Annotated in this window: 26 protein-coding genes and 1 pseudogene; 9 read left to right on the top strand and 18 right to left on the bottom strand. The window is 33.0% G+C overall.

Going from position 1 to position 22006, the window contains the following annotated elements; genetic code table 11:
• Positions 1–9: 9 nt before the first annotated feature.
• On the top strand, positions 10–588 hold the full coding sequence (locus P2Q73_RS10270; RefSeq protein WP_275786644.1) for a YkoP family protein: 579 nt from the start codon (positions 10–12) through the stop codon (positions 586–588).
• Positions 589–675: 87 nt separating this feature from the next.
• On the opposite strand, the gene P2Q73_RS10265 is transcribed toward P2Q73_RS10270, so the two are convergent.
• The gene (locus P2Q73_RS10265; protein WP_275786640.1) at positions 676–897 is read right to left on the bottom strand and encodes a hypothetical protein; all 222 of its coding nucleotides are present in this window, start codon (positions 895–897) and stop codon (positions 676–678) included.
• A gap of 190 nt (positions 898–1087) precedes the next feature.
• Between P2Q73_RS10265 and P2Q73_RS10260 the strand changes: the two genes are divergently transcribed.
• Complete coding sequence (locus tag P2Q73_RS10260; protein WP_481747145.1) at positions 1088–1912, top strand: metallophosphoesterase; 825 nt, start codon at positions 1088–1090, stop codon at positions 1910–1912.
• Between the two features lie 298 nt (positions 1913–2210).
• Here P2Q73_RS10260 and P2Q73_RS10255 read toward each other — a convergent pair whose 3' ends face one another.
• From P2Q73_RS10255 to P2Q73_RS10220, 8 genes are all read right to left on the bottom strand, one after another.
• Entirely contained in the window at positions 2211–2414 is a 204-nt protein-coding gene (locus P2Q73_RS10255) for a DUF2975 domain-containing protein (protein WP_345798845.1), read from the bottom strand.
• A gap of 185 nt (positions 2415–2599) precedes the next feature.
• Complete coding sequence (locus P2Q73_RS10250) at positions 2600–4075, bottom strand: serine hydrolase domain-containing protein (RefSeq protein ID WP_275786634.1); 1476 nt, start codon at positions 4073–4075, stop codon at positions 2600–2602.
• A gap of 236 nt (positions 4076–4311) precedes the next feature.
• Positions 4312–5070, bottom strand: coding sequence for an ABC transporter ATP-binding protein (locus P2Q73_RS10245; protein ID WP_053589386.1), 759 nt, complete (start codon positions 5068–5070; stop codon positions 4312–4314).
• Positions 5071–5074: 4 nt separating this feature from the next.
• Complete coding sequence (locus P2Q73_RS10240) at positions 5075–7381, bottom strand: ABC transporter permease (RefSeq protein ID WP_275786629.1); 2307 nt, start codon at positions 7379–7381, stop codon at positions 5075–5077.
• A 1032-nt stretch (positions 7382–8413) separates the two neighbouring features.
• Entirely contained in the window at positions 8414–9991 is a 1578-nt protein-coding gene (locus tag P2Q73_RS10235; protein WP_275786626.1) for a DUF4179 domain-containing protein, read from the bottom strand.
• Positions 9969–10535, bottom strand: a complete 567-nt coding sequence (locus tag P2Q73_RS10230; RefSeq protein ID WP_053589383.1) for an RNA polymerase sigma factor — start codon at positions 10533–10535, stop codon at positions 9969–9971. The genes P2Q73_RS10235 and P2Q73_RS10230 overlap by 23 nt, the downstream gene beginning before the upstream one ends.
• A gap of 223 nt (positions 10536–10758) precedes the next feature.
• Positions 10759–11100 (bottom strand): hypothetical protein, encoded by a 342-nt coding sequence (locus P2Q73_RS10225; RefSeq protein WP_275786622.1) that lies wholly within the window; start codon positions 11098–11100, stop codon positions 10759–10761.
• A 164-nt stretch (positions 11101–11264) separates the two neighbouring features.
• On the bottom strand, positions 11265–11831 hold the full coding sequence (locus tag P2Q73_RS10220) for an NUDIX hydrolase (RefSeq protein ID WP_275787459.1): 567 nt from the start codon (positions 11829–11831) through the stop codon (positions 11265–11267).
• Between the two features lie 187 nt (positions 11832–12018).
• Between P2Q73_RS10220 and P2Q73_RS10215 the strand changes: the two are divergent.
• Positions 12019–12162: pseudogene (locus P2Q73_RS10215) on the top strand (EamA family transporter); the annotation flags it as partial.
• Positions 12163–12297: 135 nt separating this feature from the next.
• On the opposite strand, the gene P2Q73_RS10210 reads toward P2Q73_RS10215, so the two are convergent.
• From P2Q73_RS10210 to norA, 4 genes are all read right to left on the bottom strand, one after another.
• Positions 12298–12804: an NUDIX domain-containing protein gene (locus P2Q73_RS10210; protein ID WP_275786618.1), complete on the bottom strand. Its 507-nt coding sequence runs from the start codon at positions 12802–12804 to the stop codon at positions 12298–12300.
• 185 nt (positions 12805–12989) lie between these two features.
• On the bottom strand, positions 12990–13169 hold the full coding sequence (locus P2Q73_RS10205; protein WP_275786616.1) for a hypothetical protein: 180 nt from the start codon (positions 13167–13169) through the stop codon (positions 12990–12992).
• 122 nt (positions 13170–13291) lie between these two features.
• Positions 13292–13732, bottom strand: a complete 441-nt coding sequence (locus P2Q73_RS10200; protein ID WP_275786613.1) for an NUDIX hydrolase — start codon at positions 13730–13732, stop codon at positions 13292–13294.
• 357 nt (positions 13733–14089) lie between these two features.
• A complete protein-coding gene (norA, locus tag P2Q73_RS10195) occupies positions 14090–15295 on the bottom strand; it encodes a multidrug efflux MFS transporter NorA (protein ID WP_275786611.1) in 1206 nt (401 codons plus the stop codon).
• A 119-nt stretch (positions 15296–15414) separates the two neighbouring features.
• Between norA and P2Q73_RS10190 the strand changes: the two genes are divergently transcribed.
• Positions 15415–16248, top strand: coding sequence for a MerR family transcriptional regulator (locus tag P2Q73_RS10190; protein ID WP_056830037.1), 834 nt, complete (start codon positions 15415–15417; stop codon positions 16246–16248).
• Between the two features lie 120 nt (positions 16249–16368).
• Here the strand turns inward: P2Q73_RS10190 and P2Q73_RS10185 are convergent, their stop codons facing one another.
• The 3 genes from P2Q73_RS10185 to P2Q73_RS10175 form a co-directional block, all read right to left on the bottom strand.
• A complete protein-coding gene (locus P2Q73_RS10185; protein ID WP_275787456.1) occupies positions 16369–16941 on the bottom strand; it encodes a GNAT family N-acetyltransferase in 573 nt (190 codons plus the stop codon).
• A gap of 55 nt (positions 16942–16996) precedes the next feature.
• Complete coding sequence (locus P2Q73_RS10180; protein ID WP_275786608.1) at positions 16997–17446, bottom strand: GNAT family N-acetyltransferase; 450 nt, start codon at positions 17444–17446, stop codon at positions 16997–16999.
• Between the two features lie 144 nt (positions 17447–17590).
• Entirely contained in the window at positions 17591–18097 is a 507-nt protein-coding gene (locus P2Q73_RS10175) for a nucleoside deaminase (protein WP_275786606.1), read from the bottom strand.
• 625 nt (positions 18098–18722) lie between these two features.
• Here P2Q73_RS10175 and P2Q73_RS10170 point away from each other — a divergent pair.
• From P2Q73_RS10170 to P2Q73_RS10160, 3 genes are all read left to right on the top strand, one after another.
• Positions 18723–18947 (top strand): hypothetical protein, encoded by a 225-nt coding sequence (locus P2Q73_RS10170; protein WP_275786603.1) that lies wholly within the window; start codon positions 18723–18725, stop codon positions 18945–18947.
• 180 nt (positions 18948–19127) lie between these two features.
• Positions 19128–19331, top strand: a complete 204-nt coding sequence (locus P2Q73_RS10165; protein ID WP_275786600.1) for a hypothetical protein — start codon at positions 19128–19130, stop codon at positions 19329–19331.
• A 20-nt stretch (positions 19332–19351) separates the two neighbouring features.
• Complete coding sequence (locus tag P2Q73_RS10160; protein ID WP_053589372.1) at positions 19352–19645, top strand: spore coat protein; 294 nt, start codon at positions 19352–19354, stop codon at positions 19643–19645.
• A gap of 197 nt (positions 19646–19842) precedes the next feature.
• Here the strand turns inward: P2Q73_RS10160 and P2Q73_RS10155 are convergent, their stop codons facing one another.
• Positions 19843–20064, bottom strand: coding sequence for a helix-turn-helix domain-containing protein (locus tag P2Q73_RS10155; RefSeq protein ID WP_275786597.1), 222 nt, complete (start codon positions 20062–20064; stop codon positions 19843–19845).
• A gap of 10 nt (positions 20065–20074) precedes the next feature.
• On the bottom strand, positions 20075–20557 hold the full coding sequence (locus P2Q73_RS10150; protein ID WP_275786594.1) for a DUF2975 domain-containing protein: 483 nt from the start codon (positions 20555–20557) through the stop codon (positions 20075–20077).
• Positions 20558–20845: 288 nt separating this feature from the next.
• Between P2Q73_RS10150 and P2Q73_RS10145 the strand changes: the two genes are divergently transcribed.
• Together P2Q73_RS10145 and P2Q73_RS10140 are read left to right on the top strand one after the other, a co-directional pair.
• The gene (locus P2Q73_RS10145) at positions 20846–21298 is read left to right on the top strand and encodes an AraC family transcriptional regulator (RefSeq protein WP_053589369.1); all 453 of its coding nucleotides are present in this window, start codon (positions 20846–20848) and stop codon (positions 21296–21298) included.
• Positions 21299–21485: 187 nt separating this feature from the next.
• Complete coding sequence (locus P2Q73_RS10140) at positions 21486–21863, top strand: SET domain-containing protein (protein ID WP_056830055.1); 378 nt, start codon at positions 21486–21488, stop codon at positions 21861–21863.
• Positions 21864–22006: the final 143 nt, after the last annotated feature.

The following is a 22006-nucleotide window of genomic DNA, read 5'->3' as shown; positions in this document are numbered from 1 at the left end:
TAAACAATAATGAAAAAATTCATAATACAAATATGGGGAATGTTTGACCAGGTTTACTTATTTTGTACTCGTTTAAAATGTCTTGAAAAAATTAGCACGAATTATAATATTTTCCGTGTTCGGTTAACGCGTTATAAAGGACGTGAAGTAGTTCTTTCTGACGGAACTTCAATTAAAAAAAATGACCTTCTTATCAAGATTCATCTCCATAACGTCCGTATATTAGAAGAAATGAAAAACAAGGACGAAAATTTTAAAAAATCCCTTTATCTTTATAAGAAAGTTCAGGAATCTTTACCTGATCTTGCATTATATATTATCCATCATAAAAATAATCAACAAATAAAAGGAATCATTGGTATTACAATGATTAATAAAGGGTTTAGGCGTTTAGGGTTTGAATCTGTTTCATTTTCTAGTCTTTCGTATTTATGGTATAAACGGATTGCTCTTTACCCAATCCACTACCTTTCAAATTCTAAACACTCTTCTAAAAGTAACAAGACCCCTTATCCTCATTACTTGTTTATGTCAAAAGATATGATATATAAAAAATATGGTAAAACATCTAAGGTTATTGCTTCTTGAAGAATAAAAGCCTATAGGCCTGCCTAATATTATAGGCATAGCTTATAGGCAATTTAAAAAAAAATTTCTATATCTTTTTACAACAAATTAGAAGCCTTGCTGCTTTGGTAGTTTATCGGTTAAAGGGTTATTTGCCATCCCTTGTAATGGCTGCGTCGCTTGTTGCAATGGTTTAGTCATTTGCTGTAGGTTCTGTAAATTTAATTTGTTCGGCATATTTTGAGTAAATTGTTTTAAGGTACCATTTCGCATCCCTCGAACTACACCAAAAATAGCAACCCCGATTGCACCCCAAGTAAGAAACCTCATTACAATCTTCCTCCTTTCTTTTAAATATATTTTTGAACCCACTTAGTATCGGTAATCAATTTGCTATTATGCTTAGTATTATTATCCTTCATTTTGTTTCATCATAAACATAACTGGTTGTGTATCCATAAATTAAAACTAACAATCTTCTCTCTTCTCCTATATTATTTTCCTAGAAGGGGGAATTTACTTGTTAATTTTGTTTTCGTTTTTCATTGTAACTATCCTGTCTTTTTTATTTTATAAAGGATATAAAAATACCAAGCTAGTATTATTTAATAATGTGTTTATTAATTCCAATGTGAATACACAGGTAGACAGAAATCCATTTCGTGTATTACATATTTCAGATATGCATCTTGAAAACATTTCCATTTCACCTTCGCACCTTTATTCTATTCTAGAAGATCAGTCAATTGATCTGATTGCTTTAACGGGAGATTTTTTAGATCGTAAACGTACTATCCCTAAACTATTACCATATTTAAAAGTTTTAAATGAATTGAATCCAAAACACGGAACTTATGCAGTGTTTGGAAACCACGATTATGTTTTAAGACATCCAGATTTCATTAAATTAAAGCAAGTTTTAGATCAGAATGGATGTAAAACGTTGATAAATGAAAATGATGTGCTATGGAATAATGGGAAGAAAATTAACATTATTGGAATAGATGATTTCTCTACAAATAGGAGTAACGTGGATAAATCATACGAAGGACTGACGGATGGATACAATCTTGTATTAACTCATGATCCGAACATAGTACTTAGCATGGAAGATGTTCCTTATGATTATTTACTATCTGGTCATTTTCATGGGGGGCAAATTCATTGGCCGAAACCGTATCATCTTATAAAAATGGGGAAACTAGTTCGCTTAAATATGATAAAAGGATTGCATAGTCATCAGGGAAAATCATTTTATATTAGCGAAGGATTAGGACAAACTGGCGTCAATATACGTTTTGGAAGTCGCCCTGAAATTTCTCTACATCATTTAACACTAATATAGCTTTGAAATAAATTTTGAGATAACGATATTAACCTTGATATACAAACAAATGCTTCTGTCATAATAGCAAGAACTATATTCTTGAAATTTCAATCATAATTAAAAAGGACCAAATTTGCACTCGCCCCTGTGTCAAGTAGACAGTTCTAAAGAGACATTGAGCCATCGAGATTCGATATTCTATCGGAGCTCGGTGGCTCAGTCGTTATTGGAACCGTTTATAGTTATAGTAGTAAATATTATTCTCAACAGTTTGAATTAGTTCTTTTTCTGTTTAAAATCAGTTAGATAATCCACCTCAGACAATTAAGTCATTCACTGATTTTATGTCGATTGCTTCTTGTAAAAGTTTTTGAAGAGCAGTAGCAAAGATTCCAATCACCATTGAAGTAAAAGTGAGCATTAATCCCAAGCTTATAAAACCTGTTATGTCTTCACCTTCACCTGAAACTAATATAACTCCAAATATAATTCCTACTACTATCAATGTACTGACGGTGATTGTAGTGATATCATTTTCATTTTAAAAAAATAATAAAAAAGCATTCCTCTTTACAAAGAAATGCTTTATAAAACTAAAAAACTATTCTATTTATAAACATATTCAACTAACCTGCCCCGGTAGTTGAATAAGAAATGGCGATACCCGTTATAGTAGTACCCCCTGTATTCACGATTTTAGAGAGCTTATGCATCCAAAGTATTTTTCTTTAATGTTAGTGTTACTTTACCTAATTTAACGACTCCCACAATTAAAAGGAGCAAAGGTATTAAAAATAACAGGTGCCCTATTCCAGGAGCAAATAAAGTCACCGTAGACAATGGGCCAAATAATTTAGGGAATCCAATTAAAATAATCAACGGCAGCAGCCAGTTAAATACTAATATAATCAACCCATATAGAATCTTACGGAATGTCGGTACTTTTCGATTTTTAGATTTAAAGATTCTGTAAGCTGACCAAACAATAAAAGCGATGAATGCAAGTAAAATCAAATCAATAATTATATATTTCATAAATGGATTACTATCAGAAATAGAAAGATCTTCATTATGTACCAGCTTGTTTATTCCACTTACGATGGAATCATATTCATTAAGATTAAAATAATCCATGGAATTGATTTGTAGGCTGATGCCATACTCACCATCTAACAGAACTTTTGAGTATGTGTTTTCTGTCCAACCATTATGGGAGATTCCTTCTTTATTCACTTCCCAGCCCATCGCATAGTAGGTTTCATTTCCTATGAAAGATGATGGATGATGCAATGTGTTCATGGCATTCGATGATAGAATACTCTTTCCTTTAAATTCTCCCTGATTCAGTTGTGCGATCATATAATTTGCCATATCTTCCGCACTAGAAATAATGTAACCAGAAGGAACATTGCCCTCATGGTTTAATTGCTCTGTCGTCACTTTTATGCCAAATATTGTTTGATATCCGTTCGCAATTGTATTGTTTATATCATCTTTAGGATCAGTCAAGCTATTGCTCATTTCAAGTGGTTTGAATATATATTTATTTATGTAGTCCTTATACGATGTATTCGTCACTTCCTCGACCACTAAACCTAAAATGCTATAATTCAAATTCGAATATTGATATTGCTCCCCAACAGGGTATGTCAATTCTATATTTACTAAGCTTTGTATATGTTCTTTTAATGTTTGATCTCCTTGTGAAATAGCAACTTGACCATCATATGTAGAAAAACCGCTTGTTTGATTCAATAAGTGTTGAATGGTGATTTTTTTAGATTCCTCTTTATCTTCAATTTGAAACCAAGGTATATAAGATTGCACGGGATCTTCTAATCTAATTTTTCCTTGTTCTACTAACTGCATAATGGCAAGCGCTGTAAAGGATTTAGTAACTGACCCAATAACAATTGGCGTTTGCGGTGTTATATTTGTTCCATTTGCAAAACCATACCCTTGTAAGTATTCAACTTGATCTCCCTTTACGATAGCCAAAGAAGCACCAGGAAGGTTCAGTCTCTCAATTTCATTGGTCATAAATTCATCGATCTCAGAAATATCTAGATTACCATTTGTAGACTCATCTTCGTTTGCAAATACAACTCCGCTAATGTTTGTCATTAGCAATAATATGGTGATTACTAACATTTTAACGATTACAAATTGTTTTTTTGGCATAATTTAAAAATTCCTTTTATATGTAGTTTTTTATAAGACCTTGTCTCTCTCCTCCGTTAGTAATCGATGACGCGCAATAATCAGAGCTTCACCACAGAGAATGAAAATTGTTAGAGGAGTCCATACAAGTAGTCCACCGAAAATCATAGACTTCTTAATGTACGCTCTCCTCTATTTTAAAGATGGAGCAGGGTCTACTTAATTGTTGTTTTTTTTCTTTTCTTGAAGAAATTAAATCATATTCCTACTTCTCTCATTTTAACTGTAACTTCATCAACTCTATTTTCAATTTCCTTCCCGTCAAACTTCGGAAGCTTCAACTCGCTCACGATTTTTCCGTCACGCATAAACATAATACGATCTGTCCGAGCTGCAACTTTTGCGTCATGAGTTACAAGCATAAGCGCGGTTCCGTCCGAGTTGATTTCGGAAAATATGTCCATAATCTCCTCCGAAGATTTAGAGTTGAGCGCGCCAGTAGGTTCGTCACCGAAGATGATTTTCGGATTGTTCATAAGCGCTCGGCATATTCCTGCACGCTGAAGCTGACCTCCCGAAACCTGTGTAATATCGCGCTTTTCAAGATCTCCAATGCCTACCCTTTGCATTAGCATTCTTGCCTTCTCAGATATTTTTGGTGCGTTTTTTCTGTTGTTTCGCATTGACGGAAGAATAATGTTATCGAGTATATTTAGATTTTTCAGCATAGTAGGCTGTTGAAATATAAATCCCATTTTTATTCTGCGTATTTCTGAAAGCTCTTTCTCCCCGACCTCCGTTAGATCCATGCCATCAAAAACGACCTTTCCGCCGTCTACGCTGTCCATTCCACTCAAAGCAAACATCAGTGTAGATTTTCCCGATCCCGAAGGACCCATAACTGCAACGAATTCACCCTCATTAATATCAACGGACACTCCGTCGAGAACATTTCGTTGTTCATCGTCCACGCCAAAAGATTTCACAATGTGATCACCGATAATAATCTTATTCATATGCCTACTCCTTTATATTGTCAGAAATTTTTATTTGCCCCGTACCTGATGTTCCCAACACTGTAGCGATAAGCACCGCGACTATCATCATCAGTGGACTAAGCAAATACGCTGTAAGCGGATTAACTGTAAAATTAAATGTTGACGCTCCAAACGAAGCAATAAGCGCGCCGGCAAGGACCTCTCCGAGAGTGTTCGCAAGAAGCGTACCCAGAATAATTCCGACAATCAGAACGAAAACGGAACGAGAAACATACTGTGTCTTAATGTCCGAGTTTGTAAAACTGAGCGCTTTCATGACAGCAATGGAATATCTGTCCTTTGCAATAAGCATTTTCATGAACAGCAGTGTAACTAGTACTGTAATAATCAGTGCAACGGCAATTGCTGCGTAGGAAGCCATTTTAACGGAAGTTATTGTCGAGCCTAGGGTCTGAGAAACAAATTCATCAATGTCGGAAGTCTTTGCAAAATCGAATTTTTCCGAATATCCTAAAACCTTGCTTTCGACAAGAGACTTATCCGAAAGTTCAACACAGACGATGGTCCACATGACGCTCGCCGAATTGTCGGTGAATACAGCCTTTGCGGTTTTGCCGCCGTTGGTGACATCCGAATATATTCCGCTTACCGTGAGATTTTTCTCCTTCCCTTCAATCACCAGCGTCATGACCTCGCCGACCTTTTTGCCCAGATCATCGGCGTTTATAGACGAAAGAGAGATTTCGTTTTCTGCAACAGGAGCTCTGCCCTCAGAATACTCTATAGGAAATACCGAATGGTCACCAAGTTCAACTTTTATATTTTCCTCTGACCCGTTACTCGTTTTTACTTTGAATGTCTTAGTTGTCATAACAGCATATTTCGAAACGGTACTGTCGCTGTTGATTGTCTTCACAATTTCATCGCTTTTGTCAGTTATATTGGTCTGTATGCGCAGATCGTAGTTTCCAATTCCCATATATTGAATGAAGCTTTTTTCAGAAATCGTGTTGTAAAGGTTCTGCGGAACAATAATTATAAATGCTGAAATCACCAGTACCACAAGCATTGTGGCGTAAAGTCTTTTTCTTGCGAAGACATCCTTGATTCCGAGAAAAATATTCGTACTAAACAGTCTGTTTTTATTTAAGGAAAAACGCTTAGCGCCAGCCTTTTTTTCATGGGAAGTACCAAAGCGTATAGCTTCTGCAACGGAGATTTTCTTAAAACGTTTCAGCACTCCATTTACATAAGCAATAATTGCAAGAAATACAACTAGTATTCCAATGATTCCTAAAACTATTGCAAAAGAAGAATTTTCGCTTTCGCCCATAAAAAGCCGTATATTTTCAAGAAGAATGCCTTGAAACATAAGCGAAAGAACAAAACCAAGGATACTACCTGCCGCCGCAATAGCTGCATATTTTGCAAGATATATCTTCTTTATGTCGGAAAGATGAAGCCCAATTGCTTTCATAACGCCAATTTCACGGTAGTCATCTTCAATTTTTGCTAGGAGCGTAAAACGAATGCTCATAAATGCGATGGCAACGACAAGTGCGCTTACAAGAAGGATAACCGCAATCATCATCCCGTCTGAAATGGCGTTCATCGTTTTGAAAAGCGTATATGTAACTGTTGGTCCGTTCGCTTCAAGTCCAGCGGAAGCATAAGCTGTTTCAAATTCACTTATCGCCGAGAAATCCTTTAATCTAAACTCAATCAGATACTCGATACTTCCAAGGTCTTTAATTTCCGCGAAATCATTGATGCTTACAAGAAATCGCTTTGACGCAGAGAGCGAGGAATTCATAGTGGAATCACGGAGAAATCCCGCAACGGTAAATTCCTTCCCGCTTATTACCGCTTTGTCACCTACCTTTGTGGTTTTGTCCCTCATATAACTTATTGGAACATAAATTTCACCGTCGGAAACGTTGATGATGTTATTATTAAGATCAAGAAGATAATCGAATTTTTCGTTTTGTATGCTTAAGCCGTTATCCTGAACGCTATTCTCAAGTGAATTATTGCCCAATATAATTTGCGTACTGTCTATGTTGAGAAATTCAACCACCTGATAATCATCGACATTGCTATTTTGCTCAGCGAATGATGCAAGCCGCTCAGTATCAATTTCACCCGAATGCATCTGCATAAAATGAGGAGTCTTAGCATTTTTCATAAGTGTATCTAGCGAACCCGAAAGATTGACGACGAGTATCGCCGCGAGCGAAACAAGCATAGCCGCAGCAGCAACAAATATCATTGTTGTCAACGTTATCGCTTTGCTCTTTAAAATGTCATTGCCTATTATTCTGTTATACATAAGTCACCTCCGTATTAGGTTTTCTTTCATAATATAAATCTAACAGATAATTAAAAAATTATAGTACATCTCAAGACCGAGATTTTATGCATCTTAAGGTTGAAAATATTTCCCAAATAATTGTCCTTTTCAACAAAAAAGAGCATTATTCCTCATCGGGTTAAAGCTCTTATTAGTCAAAGAATATTATTCATAATTATATTAATCCCTCAAAATTTGTTTTCAGAACTACATTCTCCTTTTAATTTGTACATAAGGAAGATGACAAAAAGTCAATCTACTATTTTATTATTCAAGCACATAAATTGTTACATCACATATTTAGTAACTGACCCAATAACAATTTGCCTAATGTTTGTCATTAGCATATTGTTTTTTTGCATAATTATAATTTTCCTTTTATATGTAGTTTTTTAATAAGCCTTGTAATCTGTCTTTTTTAAAGTAAATTTTAATTTTTATACATAGATTCCCCTCCTGTTACATTTATATAGAGCTTGAATAACACGTTAATTATACAGTTTAATAAAACAGGGAATTAATAAGAATTTGTAAAGATTTCCTGTTAACCATCCATGAAACGGAAAATCAGCGCTTCTTTATCAATACTTCCTTGGACATTTACACTTTCAGTTTTTACTCAACTATAACTGTCATATATGTTTTTTCGATAAAAGTACGTTACCAATCACTTGTTGTTTTACTCTTGAGGAAATTCGTGACATACTCCCGTTGGCTTAAATATTGTATATCCAACATTTGATTTATTTTTATTATTCTTCATTTTTCACCTTAACAATTTTGTTAAATAATGTACTTCATTTATTATTTCTTATTACTTATATTTCCGTTCAATAAGAAAAAGAGTTGCCGAAGCAACCCCCAAGACTTTAAACTAAAGTGCCCTGTTAATTGAAGAAGATTGTAGTCATTATTGTTTGCAATCATGCATATAAAAAAGCGACCACTTTATACAAAATTTGTTGACGAAGACACTTTCTTCTTTATTTTCTATCCTATAGGCTTATTATTTTATTCATATAACGGAACTCTCCATTTTTCCTCTAGCTCATAATAGCTAGTTGCAGTAAGCAAATGTAAAGACATTTCCTCTGGGATTTCATCTAAACCATTAGTTTTGAAATAGATGGATCGCATGTTACTTTCATTTCCCTTTGTTGTAGTTTCATTATCAATTCTAAAAGACTTTCCAGTATCGTCCCTCAACACCCATATACCAAGTTCCGCTGCACCGCTTTCATTATTCACCTCCATTTCAATTTCAAAAATAGTCGGATCACTTGTATTAGCTGCACTCTGTAATTCTGCCTTTTTTATTGTTACTCCATTTCCCATATATTTAAATGAAACAGGATTTTCCTTTATTTTATTTGGATTGAACTTAACAGAAAAATCAGTGGGAACTACTTTATAGACACCATCCAATACAAAAGTGAGTTTACTGTCAATTTTATCTGGTACAAAAGCTTCCTTCCAAGCTGCATGACCTATTTTTCCTTTTCCTCGTGCAGAACTAATGATTAGTTTTTCGTCCATTGCTTCCTCCTGATTAAAAGGTGAAAATTTCAGAATAACTTCCTTTTCTTCATTTTCTATATGATATTTTATAGATGTTCCAAAAGTATTGAACTCAGTTACGTCAAATCCAAACTGTTCTTTTAAAGATTGAAAATTATCCTCTACTTTTACTTGCTCTGATGATTCATAAGAAGTTTCATACAACAATGTATTAGAAGTGGGAGCGTACTGTATTTCCTTTAGATTAATTGCTACTCCATTAATATTTTGGGTAGCATTATTTAGAATTACATTTTTAGTTTTATCACTGCTATCTGTTAATTCAACTGGTATCTCTAACTCCCAGTTTCCCTGTTTGCCGTTTAACTCGACAAGATGAAAATTGATAGTTACTTTTTCCAATCCAGGTTCATCACTAATAAACACTTGAAAAGAATTATAATCTAACCCTCTATCCATTCTGTAACCCATGGAGTAGGTGTACTCACCATTATAACCATTAACTGAAATTTGGTTACCTTTATTTGATTCATTTATGTTTGGTCTTTCTGCTACACCATCTTCATTAATCACTTGTAAAGATAATGCCACTCGTGATGAATCTACAATTATATCTTCTACTTTAAATGTAAGATCCTGATCTGATACTTCCAAATTAACCCTTTCGCTCAACCCTTCATCTGATGCCATCTTTAGTCCTTCATCTACCTGTTTTGTACTAAACATGCCTTCTATAAACTGAGCAAAGCTAGGGCTTAATGTAGCAGTCAAACCTAAAGCTAACACAATGCTAGCTGCTAATAGAAATATACGATTCCAGATTTGTTTTTTTCTTCGTACATCTTTCTGTTTGTATGGTTCCAGTTGTTCCAAAACAAGTGATGCAAAATCATCCGGTAATGTTGGTGATTGTAAATTTTCTTTTAAAAATTGTTGTTCCTCTTTAAAGAGTTGAACAATACTTGTACATGTATCACAAGTGTTTATATGTGTAAGTATTTGAGAATGTTCTTGTTGTGTTAGTAGGTTATCAGCGTACTGGGAAAGTTTATCTACCTTCGGACAGTTCATAAAAATAGCCTCCTTCCCGATTTACCGTTTCTCTCATTTTTTTCTTTGCTCGATGAAGTTTATTACGAACCCCTGAAAGTGGTACTTCAACCAGTTCACTTATTTCTTCATAGCTTAATTCATTTACATATCGTAATAGAATAATCATTCTTTCATCCTCTGGAAGAGTTGAGATCAATCGTTCTAACTGTCTACTTTTTTCCTTTTTCAATAAAATAACTTCTGGATGAATAGAATCTACAACTCTTTCTTCGTCTATTTCTACTTGTTTCATTTGGTAGCTTTTCTTTCTGAACTCATCCATACAATGGTTTATAGTCACCCGGTAAATCCAACTCGAAAAAGAACCCTTATTATCATACTTCCCAAGCTGGTGATATACTTTAATAAATGATTCTTGAACCAAGTCTTGAGCAATTTGCGGATTTTTGGTCATCCGTAAAATAGTCGCATATAGCAAATTTTTGTATTTATTTATAATGTGAGTATAAGCCTGCTTGTTGCCAGTTAATACTTCTTGAATCCACTGCAGCTCTTCTTCCATATGAACCTCCTTGTAAAACGATTATGCGCATATCTCGTTTCTTTCTCTCTTCACTAATAACGAGTTATATAGTTAAATAATTTCATGTTCTTGTAAAATTTTCAAAAAAAGCTGAAATCGATAGGTTGAATTCCTAAAAAAAAATCGTTCATTTAATGTGAACGATCTTTTTTCTCATCTTTAACTAACAACCGTTAGTTGAACAAGATTGGTAACTTTCAGCTTATAAACTATTCAATTCCTCAAACCAATTAAGAAGCCATTCTTGTGGCAAGGCAACTTGAGATAAGTCTAATGTTTGCAATACTTTATCTGAATATGTATTGATTAAATATAAATTCCATTGACATTCTATATCTCGTGCAACACCTAATGCAAATTCATCTTTATCATTCAAATCATCAGCATCATGCTCATCGTCTTCAAAAGCCATTGTAAAGTTATCACACCACTTTGCAAACTCGTATTGTGAGAACTTATTTTCTCTTTTACAAATGTTATTTAACAATTCCTTTAAGTTATCAAAAGTATAAGGGAGGTTAATTGAGGTCTCATTCCAATTCATAGAATAATCACCAATTTTTTTTACTACCTATTTTATCATAATTATTCAACTAACTTACCCAGGTAGTCCAAAAGAAAAAGAGTTGCCTAAACAATCCACTATCCTCAACTAAAGCACCCGTTAGTTTAAGTGTTAGTTTCACAAACATCCTCATTTTATTGATTTTATTTTATGATGAATAAATCTGGAAGTTCTTTTAACAATTTTGAAAGAAATAATAGTTGAGGAAAAGGTATTAAAAATAAATCTCTATTTATATTTCCTTTTAATATCACTTTTCCATTTTGTTTAATAAAATCATTTAAAGTAATTTTATTATTACAGATAAAATGAACATCTTCTGGAGTTAGTAGTAGAAGTCCATTAGTTTCTGAAGAGGGAATTGGTTCATTTTCAGAGTAGGAAAGATACATTATTGATAAAGATTCCTGCTCATTTCCTTTAACTAAAATTGGAGCTATTTCCTCGCCTAACCGTATTATGGAAGGCTTTTTTCCCCACTCACTCATATGATAAGTTATTGGAGAATTTATTGGAGTTATTTTCATTGAAGCCTCTTCAAAAACTTCACGCCTAGCTGTCTCTAATGCGGTTTCTTCAAATTCTTTATGCCCACCAAGTCTAACTACTCCAAGATTATCTGCCTCTTCTGTAGGACCAACCTGAAAAATAAACAGCCCCCGATATAAAACGTAAGCACCCGACGTTTTTAAATTTTGATTAATATTAATGTCACTGACTCCCCTAAAATAATTTAATGTTTATTAATTGATAAGACTCCTAATCCTCAATGTTTATATTCTATTCTCGTTTTTTATTTCCTCTTTCACTAACCTGCTGCGTTAGTTTAAGTGTAACATTTCACAATGAAACACCGAGACCTACTTGTTATTTTGAACTTAAAAATAGACCATCTCAGCAGCAGTTTTAACAACCGTATTCTGGTTAAGTGAACCTTTTGGATTTTTTCAATGGGTTGGTACTGTTTGTATAATAGGAATGACTTTATTGTTGGCATTGAATAAAAATTTTTCATCAATGACTAACAAAACTGTTGATTAAACTAATCCATCCATGAATTAATTATTAAAATTACCTGCCCCGGTAGTTCAATAAGAAAAAAAGAGTTGCCTAAACAACCCTATGATTTTTAATTAAGGCTTCCATTAGTTGTAGAAGGAAAATCTTTAATAATTATTAATTGATATCACCTACATAAGTAGCAGTTTTTCCGCTATCAAAATAAGAAATTAAATGGGTCCTTAATGCTTGGGGAAATAATTTATATTCTAACAACTCGTTAATTGGTAACCATTCTGTTCCTAGTTGACCCTTGTCTGGACGGATTCCATTAATAAATATATCTTGATTAGTATTACATAAAAATAAAAATTCAGTTTGATGTGCATGAGAATGGTAGGCAGCTAGTTCATGATTTTTCCCAATATATTCACGAACAAATATCAATTCTCCAATTTCAACTTCTACACCTAACTCTTCTTTGCACTCCCTTTCTAATGCTTGGTGAAGATTTTCCCCATGTTTTTGACCACCACCAGGTAGAATATAATATGTTCCACCATTTTCATGCATTTTTAGGGCCAATAATTTTTCTTCTTTAACTATTACTGCTTTTGCTGAATTTCTAATTCCCATTTTAAATACTTTAACTAGAACTTTTTGAGCTAAATTACTTATTATCATATAAATACTCTCCTGTTAGCTAAATGATTGCAATCGCCAAACTAAATTAGTATGATCCTAAAAAACATGTTCTTTTACTACACTCCATGTTTATTAACAAACCTTCTTCATTAGTTCGATAGAAAAAGAGCAACCTATGGCAATCCCACGATCTTCAACTAAAACACAATCGCTCTTCATTAAATTTATATAAATACAGATATTGAAATAATAATAGAAAAGGTTAAACCAACACTCCAGACACATCCTAATAGCTTTTGATTATGTATATTTTTCCCTTGATGTATTTTCTCTAAGAGCTGAACTAAATTAATAAACCATAATATCGAGAATAATAACGCTCCTAAAAAATACAAGATTTCCATATTAACACCTCCTAATCTTTCGAAAAAAATTTCTTCAACTAACCTGCTCCTTTAGTGGAAGAAGAAAAAGGCCTTACTCCTTTTGAAGTAAAGCTCCCGCTAGTTGAATAAGAGAATGCCAACTACAATACAACTGTTTCATTAGTGCTTACTAATTTATCCGTAAGTTTTATATTTTCCTTTAAATAAATAGGTATAGTTGAATTTTCAAGAATTTGCTTGGTTGTCATCCAAAAAACACTGTCAACTTCATCAGGACTCTTAGCAAAGGCTTCTCCAGATTCGTGGTCACATAGAAAGACGATATCTACAACACTTATTCCCGTGTCTGTAACAAAGGAAGAACTATTAACATATCTAAGATTTGAAACCTCTACTCCAATTTCTTCAGCAATTTCCCTTTTAAGTGTTCTTTCTAAAACATCTGTTGAGTTTCCTTCGTTTTCTACCTTACCACCAACAAGAGATAGTGAACCTCCTGCGTGTTCTTCTTTTTCGCTACGTTTTATTAAGAGCCATTTTTCATTTTTGTATATTGCACCTTCAACATTTACGATAAACATATTCTTACCTCCAAAAAAGAATCTTATGGTTATTTTCTACACAACAAAAGAATTCTCCTGTATTAATTGTTCAGTTATTACCCCAACTGCATTACGTTACCGTTCCTTACTCATTTCTAAAGTCGTATGAATCATCAATAGCGATTTCTATACAAAACTGAGACTTCAAAAAACGTAAGTAATAGTTTTAACTTACTAACCGACGTCGTTAGTTCAATAACGATATTGTTGAACTAACCTGCCTATTAGTTCTATAAGTGCAACACAAATAGAGGCTTTCCCTTCTTGGATCAACACAACGTTAGTAATCTGCGTACTTATTAATCTATTGGATTCCATAATTTGCTGCTTCTGAATTTAAATTACCTTTTTCTCTAAATCGAGGATATTAATTTCCCCTTCTTTTGAATCATTTGCACTTTTCCAGAACAATGTTAGAACTATCCCGAGAGCAAGTATTACAGTCGCAAAATAGTAAGGATAGTTAATATTTATATCAAATAACATCCCCCCTAAAATTGGACCACAAATGTTCGCTAAACTTGTAAACATAGAGTTCATTCCACCAACGAAACCTTGTTCATTCCCTGCGATATTCGAAAGATATGAAGTAACAGATGGTCTAAATAAATCGAATCCTACGAAAACAATAAATGTAACAAGTAAAATGGAAAAATAGGAATGAACTACAGTCATTAAAAAGACAAGTAAGGCTGATAATATTAAGCTGTAACGAATCAGTTTAATTTCTCCCCAAATTCTTGTTAGTCTATCAAATAATATGACTTGAGATGCTGCACCAAAAATTGCACCACCTGTGATAACAATTGCGATATCCGATGGTTTAAATTGAAATTTGTGGTCCACAAATAAACTAAAGAATGATTCAAAAGCTGCTAATCCAAACGAGGCAATAAAAATTAAAATAAATGCTAAGAAATATTTTGGTGCAATTATACGTTTGAAGCCCTTCTTACCTTCTAATACTTGTTCATTACTTTCTTTTGTACGATTTGGCTCAGATAATAAAATTATAGAGAGTATAGCAGCAATTGTACCAAGTGCTCCTGCAAAGAAGAACGGTATCCGTGTTCCAAATTCCGCCAAAAATCCACCAATACCTGGGCCAATAATAAATCCTGTACTAATTGCAGCTGACATATAACCGAGTGCCTTAGGGCGAGTATCCAAATTTGTAATATCAGCAATAAAAGCTGTAACAGCTGGCATTATAAATGCAGCACCAATACCACCTAAAATACGAGAAATAAATAACACTTCGATTTCTTTACCGAGACCGAATAAAAATTCGGAGATGCCGAAAATAAACAAACCAATTACAATCATAATTTTCCTACCCAATTTATCTACTGCTTTCCCTGCAAATGGTGAAATAATTAATTGAGCAATTGCAAACGCCGCTGTTAAATAACCAATTGTTGTTCCAGTTATGCCTAATTCATTCATTAGCGTAGGTAAGACTGGAATTACTAAACCAATTCCCAAAAAGGCGATAAATAAATTCATTAATAATAATCCTAAGGTGACTTTATGTGTTTTCATTTGCTATATTCTCCTTAACATACTAATTGCTGTAAACTAACTTGTATGGTTTCATTTGTTTACAATTTTTATCCTAGTGTATATAGTAGCTATATAGTCAAGGGTGGTGTTGTAAAAAAATGAATAAAAAGAATGGAAAATATTTAACTACAGGTGAATTTGCAAAGCTTTGTAAAGTAAACAAACAGACACTCTTTTATTACGATCAAATCGGTCTTTTTTCTCCGGTATTGAAAAGTGAAAAAGGATATCGATATTATTCAATTCGCCAATTAGAACTATTCTTTGTTATTGATTTATTAAAGGATCTTGGTATGTCGCTAATTGAAATTCAACATTACACGCAAAATAAAACACCTGAAAGTTTTTTATCCTTAATGTATCAAAAAAAGGAAGAGATAGTTAAAAAGCGTCAGGAGATTGAGACGAAGGAAAAAATTATCGAGGCAAAAATCGCTTTAATGGAAGAAGCAGCACACATAGATTTTCATCAAATTACACTTGAACAATTACCTGATGTAACACTTTATATAAGCAGAAATATTGAAAATATAACTGATGAAGAATTTGTAGAGGTTTTTTCAGATTTTATTAATGAATTGAACGAATCACATCTTGATACAGGATATCCAATAGGTAGTATAACGAAACGAGAGCATGTATTAAAGGGAGAATTTACTAATTATAGCTATTTATATATTGAACAACCAAATCCACAGGAAGGACATCCTTATTTTCGAACTGTTAAGGGTGATTTTCTCATTGGATATCATATTGGGGATGAGAAAACAATACATAAAACATATAAGCTACTTTTTTCAGAGATGGAAGCTTTAAATTTAACCTTAGGAGATTATATTTTTGAAGAGTACATTTATGATACAGTCGTAAAAAATCATAAAGAACATTTCGTCACTAAAATTATGATAAAAGTCGATAAGATAGAGAATTAATTGTATCTTTAAATAACCTCTAATAAAACTTCGTAAATGAGTTTGAGAAATGGATACACATTATATTCAAATTGCGAAACTAAAAGCCAACTTAATGTTGGCTTTACTCGTTATATTAACTTAGTGACTATTTATATTTTTCCAGTCTTCTTTGGTAAGAATGTAATGATAATGCGTTTGGTCTTCAATTTCAATATCTCCATTAAAACGAAAACCGCATTTTTGACTAACTTTACTTGAGCTTACATTGCGAGGCAGAACAACTGTATTAAGTTGTTCTACATCTGTATTCTCAAACAAATATGTAATCAATCCTTTTACTGCTTTCGTTATGTATCCACGATTTCTGTAATGCTTTGAAATAGCATAAGCAATTTCTCGGTTTGGTTCTTTTAGTTCTTCTTTAATACCTGTATTGCAGAAACCTATAAATTCGCCAGTTTCTTTTAAAACAATTCCCAATTTCAAATAATTTTGACTACCTATATTAGGTACAGCTAACAAAAACTCCTTATTAGATGGTATTTCATAATTTGAAACCCAGTTCAATCGTTGTTCCATTGTTGAACGCCAATCAGGCAAAAATTCATACACTTCAGGTTGTGAGGTAATTTCATAAATGCTTTCTACATCTTCAATTCTAAACTCTCTCAGATATATTTCACCACAGTCTATTGTAAATAAATTGGTCATTTCCATCTCTATCTTCCCCCCTTTTCTAACATTCATTAAGCATGGGTTACACGATTTATTTGGATATCCATTCATATTGAATATCTGGTAAATTTTCTTCATTTTCATGACCTCTACCTATGATTTTAAATCCGTGTTTTTCATAAAATCGTTGTGCATTTACATTTACTTCAAATGTGTATAATGTTAATCTTCCACTTGATTGTGCTTTTACTCGATCTAGTAATGTATGACCTATGCCGATTCCTTGATAATCTATGTGAATATATAGTTGGCTTATTTCTCTTTCATTATAGGCAATCATTCCAACTACTTCTTCATCAATTATCGCTATATCTACTTGATACTGTTCGGATAATATATGATTTAAAAAATACACGTGATTTTCAAAGCTGTGAATTTCTTTCTGATTAACAGCCTGTTCCTTACTATCTCGCCACATATCCACTGTCTGCTTAGCGTATTTGGGTGTATAATGAGTAATTATTATTTTGTGTTGGTTCACTAAAAACCACCTCAAGTCTATTTAATTTATGTTATTTTCCTGTTAGCTATTCGATGCATATTAACTGTTGCAAGTTTTATAGCTTTATAAAATTCATTCCTAGTTTATTTCACAAACCTGCGCAAATAGTTGAGTAAGTTTTTTCTATTTTAATGCATTTCGTAAGTTTATAACATTATTTGGATTAACTGCCCATTCAATCATAAGCTCTTTTTGCCTATACTTTAAGTCTTCATATGGTTGTTCAATCATTTCTACTATACTAAACCTTTCATCGAAGACCTTAGATTCTTTTATTTTTCTATAGCCACCAAATCCTAAGTCGTCATTTAGTATCCAAACTACTCTTTTTATATTTGCAAATAAAATCCCACCCGTACACATAGGACAAGGCTCTAACGAAGTGTATATGGTGAATTTCTCTCTTTTTATTTTTGCGTTAAATATTGCTTGTCCTGCATTTTTTATAGCATCAATTTCCGCGTGGGCAGTTGCATCTTTTGCTGGATGTACTCTATTTCGTCCTCTTGAAATTAAGTTAAAGTTTTCATCAACAATTACTGCGCCTACTGGGTATGTATTTTCCATTAATGCTTGCTCTGCCTCTTCCAACGCCATTTCTAAGAAAAACCTATCTTTATCAGTATTCATAAATTTCCCTACCTCAACTATTGGATTTGTGTAATTTTTATTCTTCAACAATAGTGCACTTTTGGTTTTTGGAGAATTTGGATGAAATTCAAACTTCCAACCAATAATTCATTATCATAAGCTTTAAAAGTACATAAATTATTCTTGTTGTTTAAGCCACTAAAAAAATAATGACATGTGAAATCATCATCCCACCCAAATCGACAATAACTCTTTGATAACCTCAATATAGAATTTTTAAACTCACAATCACTTCTAAACATTGCGTCACCTACATTAATTATTCTATACAGTTATTAAACTAACCTGACTCTTTAGTTCATAAAATAAAAAATTCAAATTCTCAATTGATACAAGAAACAATAAAAGATGGAATGAAAGTTCAATTTCACACCATCTTCTCTCTTCTCAATAAAGACGAGTATCAAATGGAAATAGTTTGCACAAAAAACAATTATAGACACTTGATAATCTTTTTTTATGAATACACTCTAAATCAACTAATTCTCCCGGTAATTTAAGTGAATTTCTACACAAAAGTTGATTAGTAATGTAAAAATTAAGGTACACATCGAATTATTATCCGTTTTTGTTACATGCTATTAAGAAATTAAGGGGTGAAAAAATGAAAAAAGATGAGTTTTTAAAGATGGAAACAGCTGAAGCAAATATTGAATTGGATGAAATAAAGAATAAGGACAATAAAATTACCTCCAAAAAGGGAGCTAGCTCTACAACTGAGGTGAACATTGCCATCCAAGAAGATTTCTATGATGATAGCCATGAGGAAGTACTCTTAACATACATGCACAGTAACACTCCAGTTATTAAAATCAATGGGAAAGATTAAACAATTAAAAACTAGTTACATGTAATAAGTACTGTTGAAATGTTTCGGTTTGTACCAATTTCACAACTAATTAAAACAAATTTATAAACGAGTTAATCAAAAGATATTCTAATAAAGGATAAAATAGCTCCATACAAACAATACTAACTTTACATTATTGTGTTTGGGAGATGAAACAAGATGACCGTCCTAACAATGAAAGAATTGGCATTTATTGAAGATGAAATCCGTTCAGAAGTGATAATCGCAAAAACGATGAACTGGTGTGCAACACTATGCAAAGACCAAGAGCTAAGTAAAACACTGGAGGAGATGGCAGAAAAACACCAGTTAAAAATTGCCGACCTTTCCCAATATTTTAACCGAACTAACAATATTCAATAACTGCAAAAGGTGGGGTTCAAATGCCAAATAATATTGCGGAACGCGGTTTAACAGACCGTGAAATACTTCAGCTTTGTCTAGAACTGGAGAAAGGACGCTGCCGAAGCATCAGCAATACCATGTTAGAGACTGCACATCAGCAGCTACGGGAAATTTATGAACAATGTTTTGAAAATGCGAGCTCAAACCATTATCAGCTTTTTGAAATCTTGAGTAAGAATGGCTGGTATAAGACCGAGCTTGCTTCTACGGAGCAGGTTGGCAATGTACAGGAACTTATGCAAAATAACCTGCATCCAGATGACCAGTTGTAAAAAATACCCAAAAGCGTACATTTAAATGTACGCTTTACATATGACAAAAAGAGGTGCTAATGCTAATAGCAAAATTCAATGCCACATTATTAGAAATTTAGGATCATGCATGAATTTAATCAATGGATTGGACTAAACCCTCCATTAGTAGAAAAGAGTTGCCGAAGCAACTCATCCTCAATGTATAAATTACTGTATTATTCTTGAGCTTCTTCCTCACCAAGGTATTCCAAAAGATCTCCAGGCTGACATTCTAAAGCCTTACATATTGCCTCTAAAGTTGATAATCGAATCGCTTTTGCCTTTCCATTTTTCAATATAGAAAGGTTAGCCATTGTTATTCCAACCCTCTCTGAAAGTTCTGTTACGCTCATTTTCCTTTTGGCCAGCATCACATCAATATTGATTATAATTGGCATGTTATTCACCTCAGACTGTTAAATCATTTTCAGATTTTATATTAATAGCTTCTTGTAATAGCCTTTGAAGAACGGCAGCAAAGACTGCAATTACAATTGAAGCAAAAATTATGACCATTCCAATTAGTATGATTCCTGGAGCGTCGTCTCTCTCAGCCACGAGATAGAAGAGTGGCATGCCTACAGCAAATATTGTACTGATTGCAATTGCACAGTATTTTATATTCTTTAGAGCACTTACAGATAATTCCGAGAAAGCTTTATTCTTGTCAATATAGCTTAAAAGTTTAAAAGCTTGATACAGAGCAAAGTAAAAGGGTATTGCAGCTGCATACAAATCGATAAAAACAAGATATTTCAAATAAGCTATATCTGGATACAATTCTGCTGCAAAATTTGCTATCTCAGGTACCAAAAATATGCATAGAGCTAGAATAGGTATACCCATAAGAATAACAGCTATCTTTAAAAAGAGTGTTGATCCACTTTTCATAAAAAGCACCTCACTTATTTATTTTCATTTTGATTTTATCATAGCTTTTATCGTTTTACAATAAAGTATTATTGATACTAATTATTTTTTTATTGATTTGTAAACATCTCCTTAATTTTAGACACGATATATAACATACCTCCATGTACAAGTTATAGTTGAAGAATGAAATTATTATTTTAAAATATATCCAAAAATCTTAAAGAAGTAATATGTATATATTTTTTAAGCATGCTACATTCGATATGTAGCAAACAAAAAATAAATGTAGAAAGGTTGAAAGAACTTATGAAGTTAAAAGTAGAAACACTTCCCAACTATCGCATCGCTTATATGCGACGAATTGGTCAATACGGTCCTGCAAATATGGAAGTAATGGAGAAGTTAAAAAAATGGGCAACGGAGAAAAATCTTCTTGAGACTGCAATTCTTCTTGCAATTCCGCAAGATAACCCTGAAACAACTGTTCCGGAAGACTGTAGATTTGATGCTTGTATTGTGATTTCAAAGGATTATCAACTAGATGATTCAATTTGTGAAGGTGAACTTTCTGGTGGAAAATACCTTATTTACGAAGTGAAACATACAGCAGACGAAATTCAAAAAGCATATACCGATATTTTTCATACTCTAACAAATAATAATGAATACGAAATTGAAAACAAACCTATTTTGGAAAGATACACGGCTGAGATGATCAATAGCTCTTATTGCGAAATATGTGTACCTGTAAAAATATGATATTTTATCATATATAGAAGAACAAGTGGATTATAGCTCCTACTTCTAATTCTTCTTTCATAAATCTGCCCAGTCAGTTGAATTAATTCTCCAAATAAAGGCGTTGAAAAAACAAAAAAAGAGGTACAAAGAACAAATTAATGTTAAAGTTAGAAAGTAAATTTTAAAAGTGAGTAGGAGAACAAACATGATAGAGGTAAAAACATCTCCAATAAGTGATGGAGAATTCAACAGAGGAGTATTTGCTACATGTGATATAAAAAAAGGAATGTTATTACATGAAGCACCTGTTATTTCATATCCAAACGAGCAGCATCAATTCATTGAACAAACCTTACTCGCGGATTACGCTTTTGAGTATGGGACAAATAAATCTGCTATCCTTTTAGGTTATGGAATGTTGTTTAACCATTCTTATGAACCTAATGCAACATATGAGATTAATTTTGAAAATCAAACATTTGATTTCTATGCTTATAAAGATATTAAAGCAGGTGAAGAAGTTCTAATCAATTATAATGGCGACGTTGATGACAAAGAACAATTGTGGTTTGATCAGGAATAAAAAGACATAGCCATTCTTGACGATTTCCCTTCCGAATTTACAAATTTTCAATACAAAAAGAAGCCATTTTGAAAGAAGTATATTCAAAATGGCTTCTTTTAATTTTTTAATTAATATTCTGTTTTATAAAAAAGTTCCAACAC

Source organism: Bacillus sp. Cr_A10 (assembly GCF_029222665.1).
GTDB lineage: Bacteria > Bacillota > Bacilli > Bacillales_A > Planococcaceae > Psychrobacillus.
The sequence above is the reverse complement of the archived record's forward strand: the minus strand, read 5'-3'. Positions and strand labels throughout refer to the sequence as shown.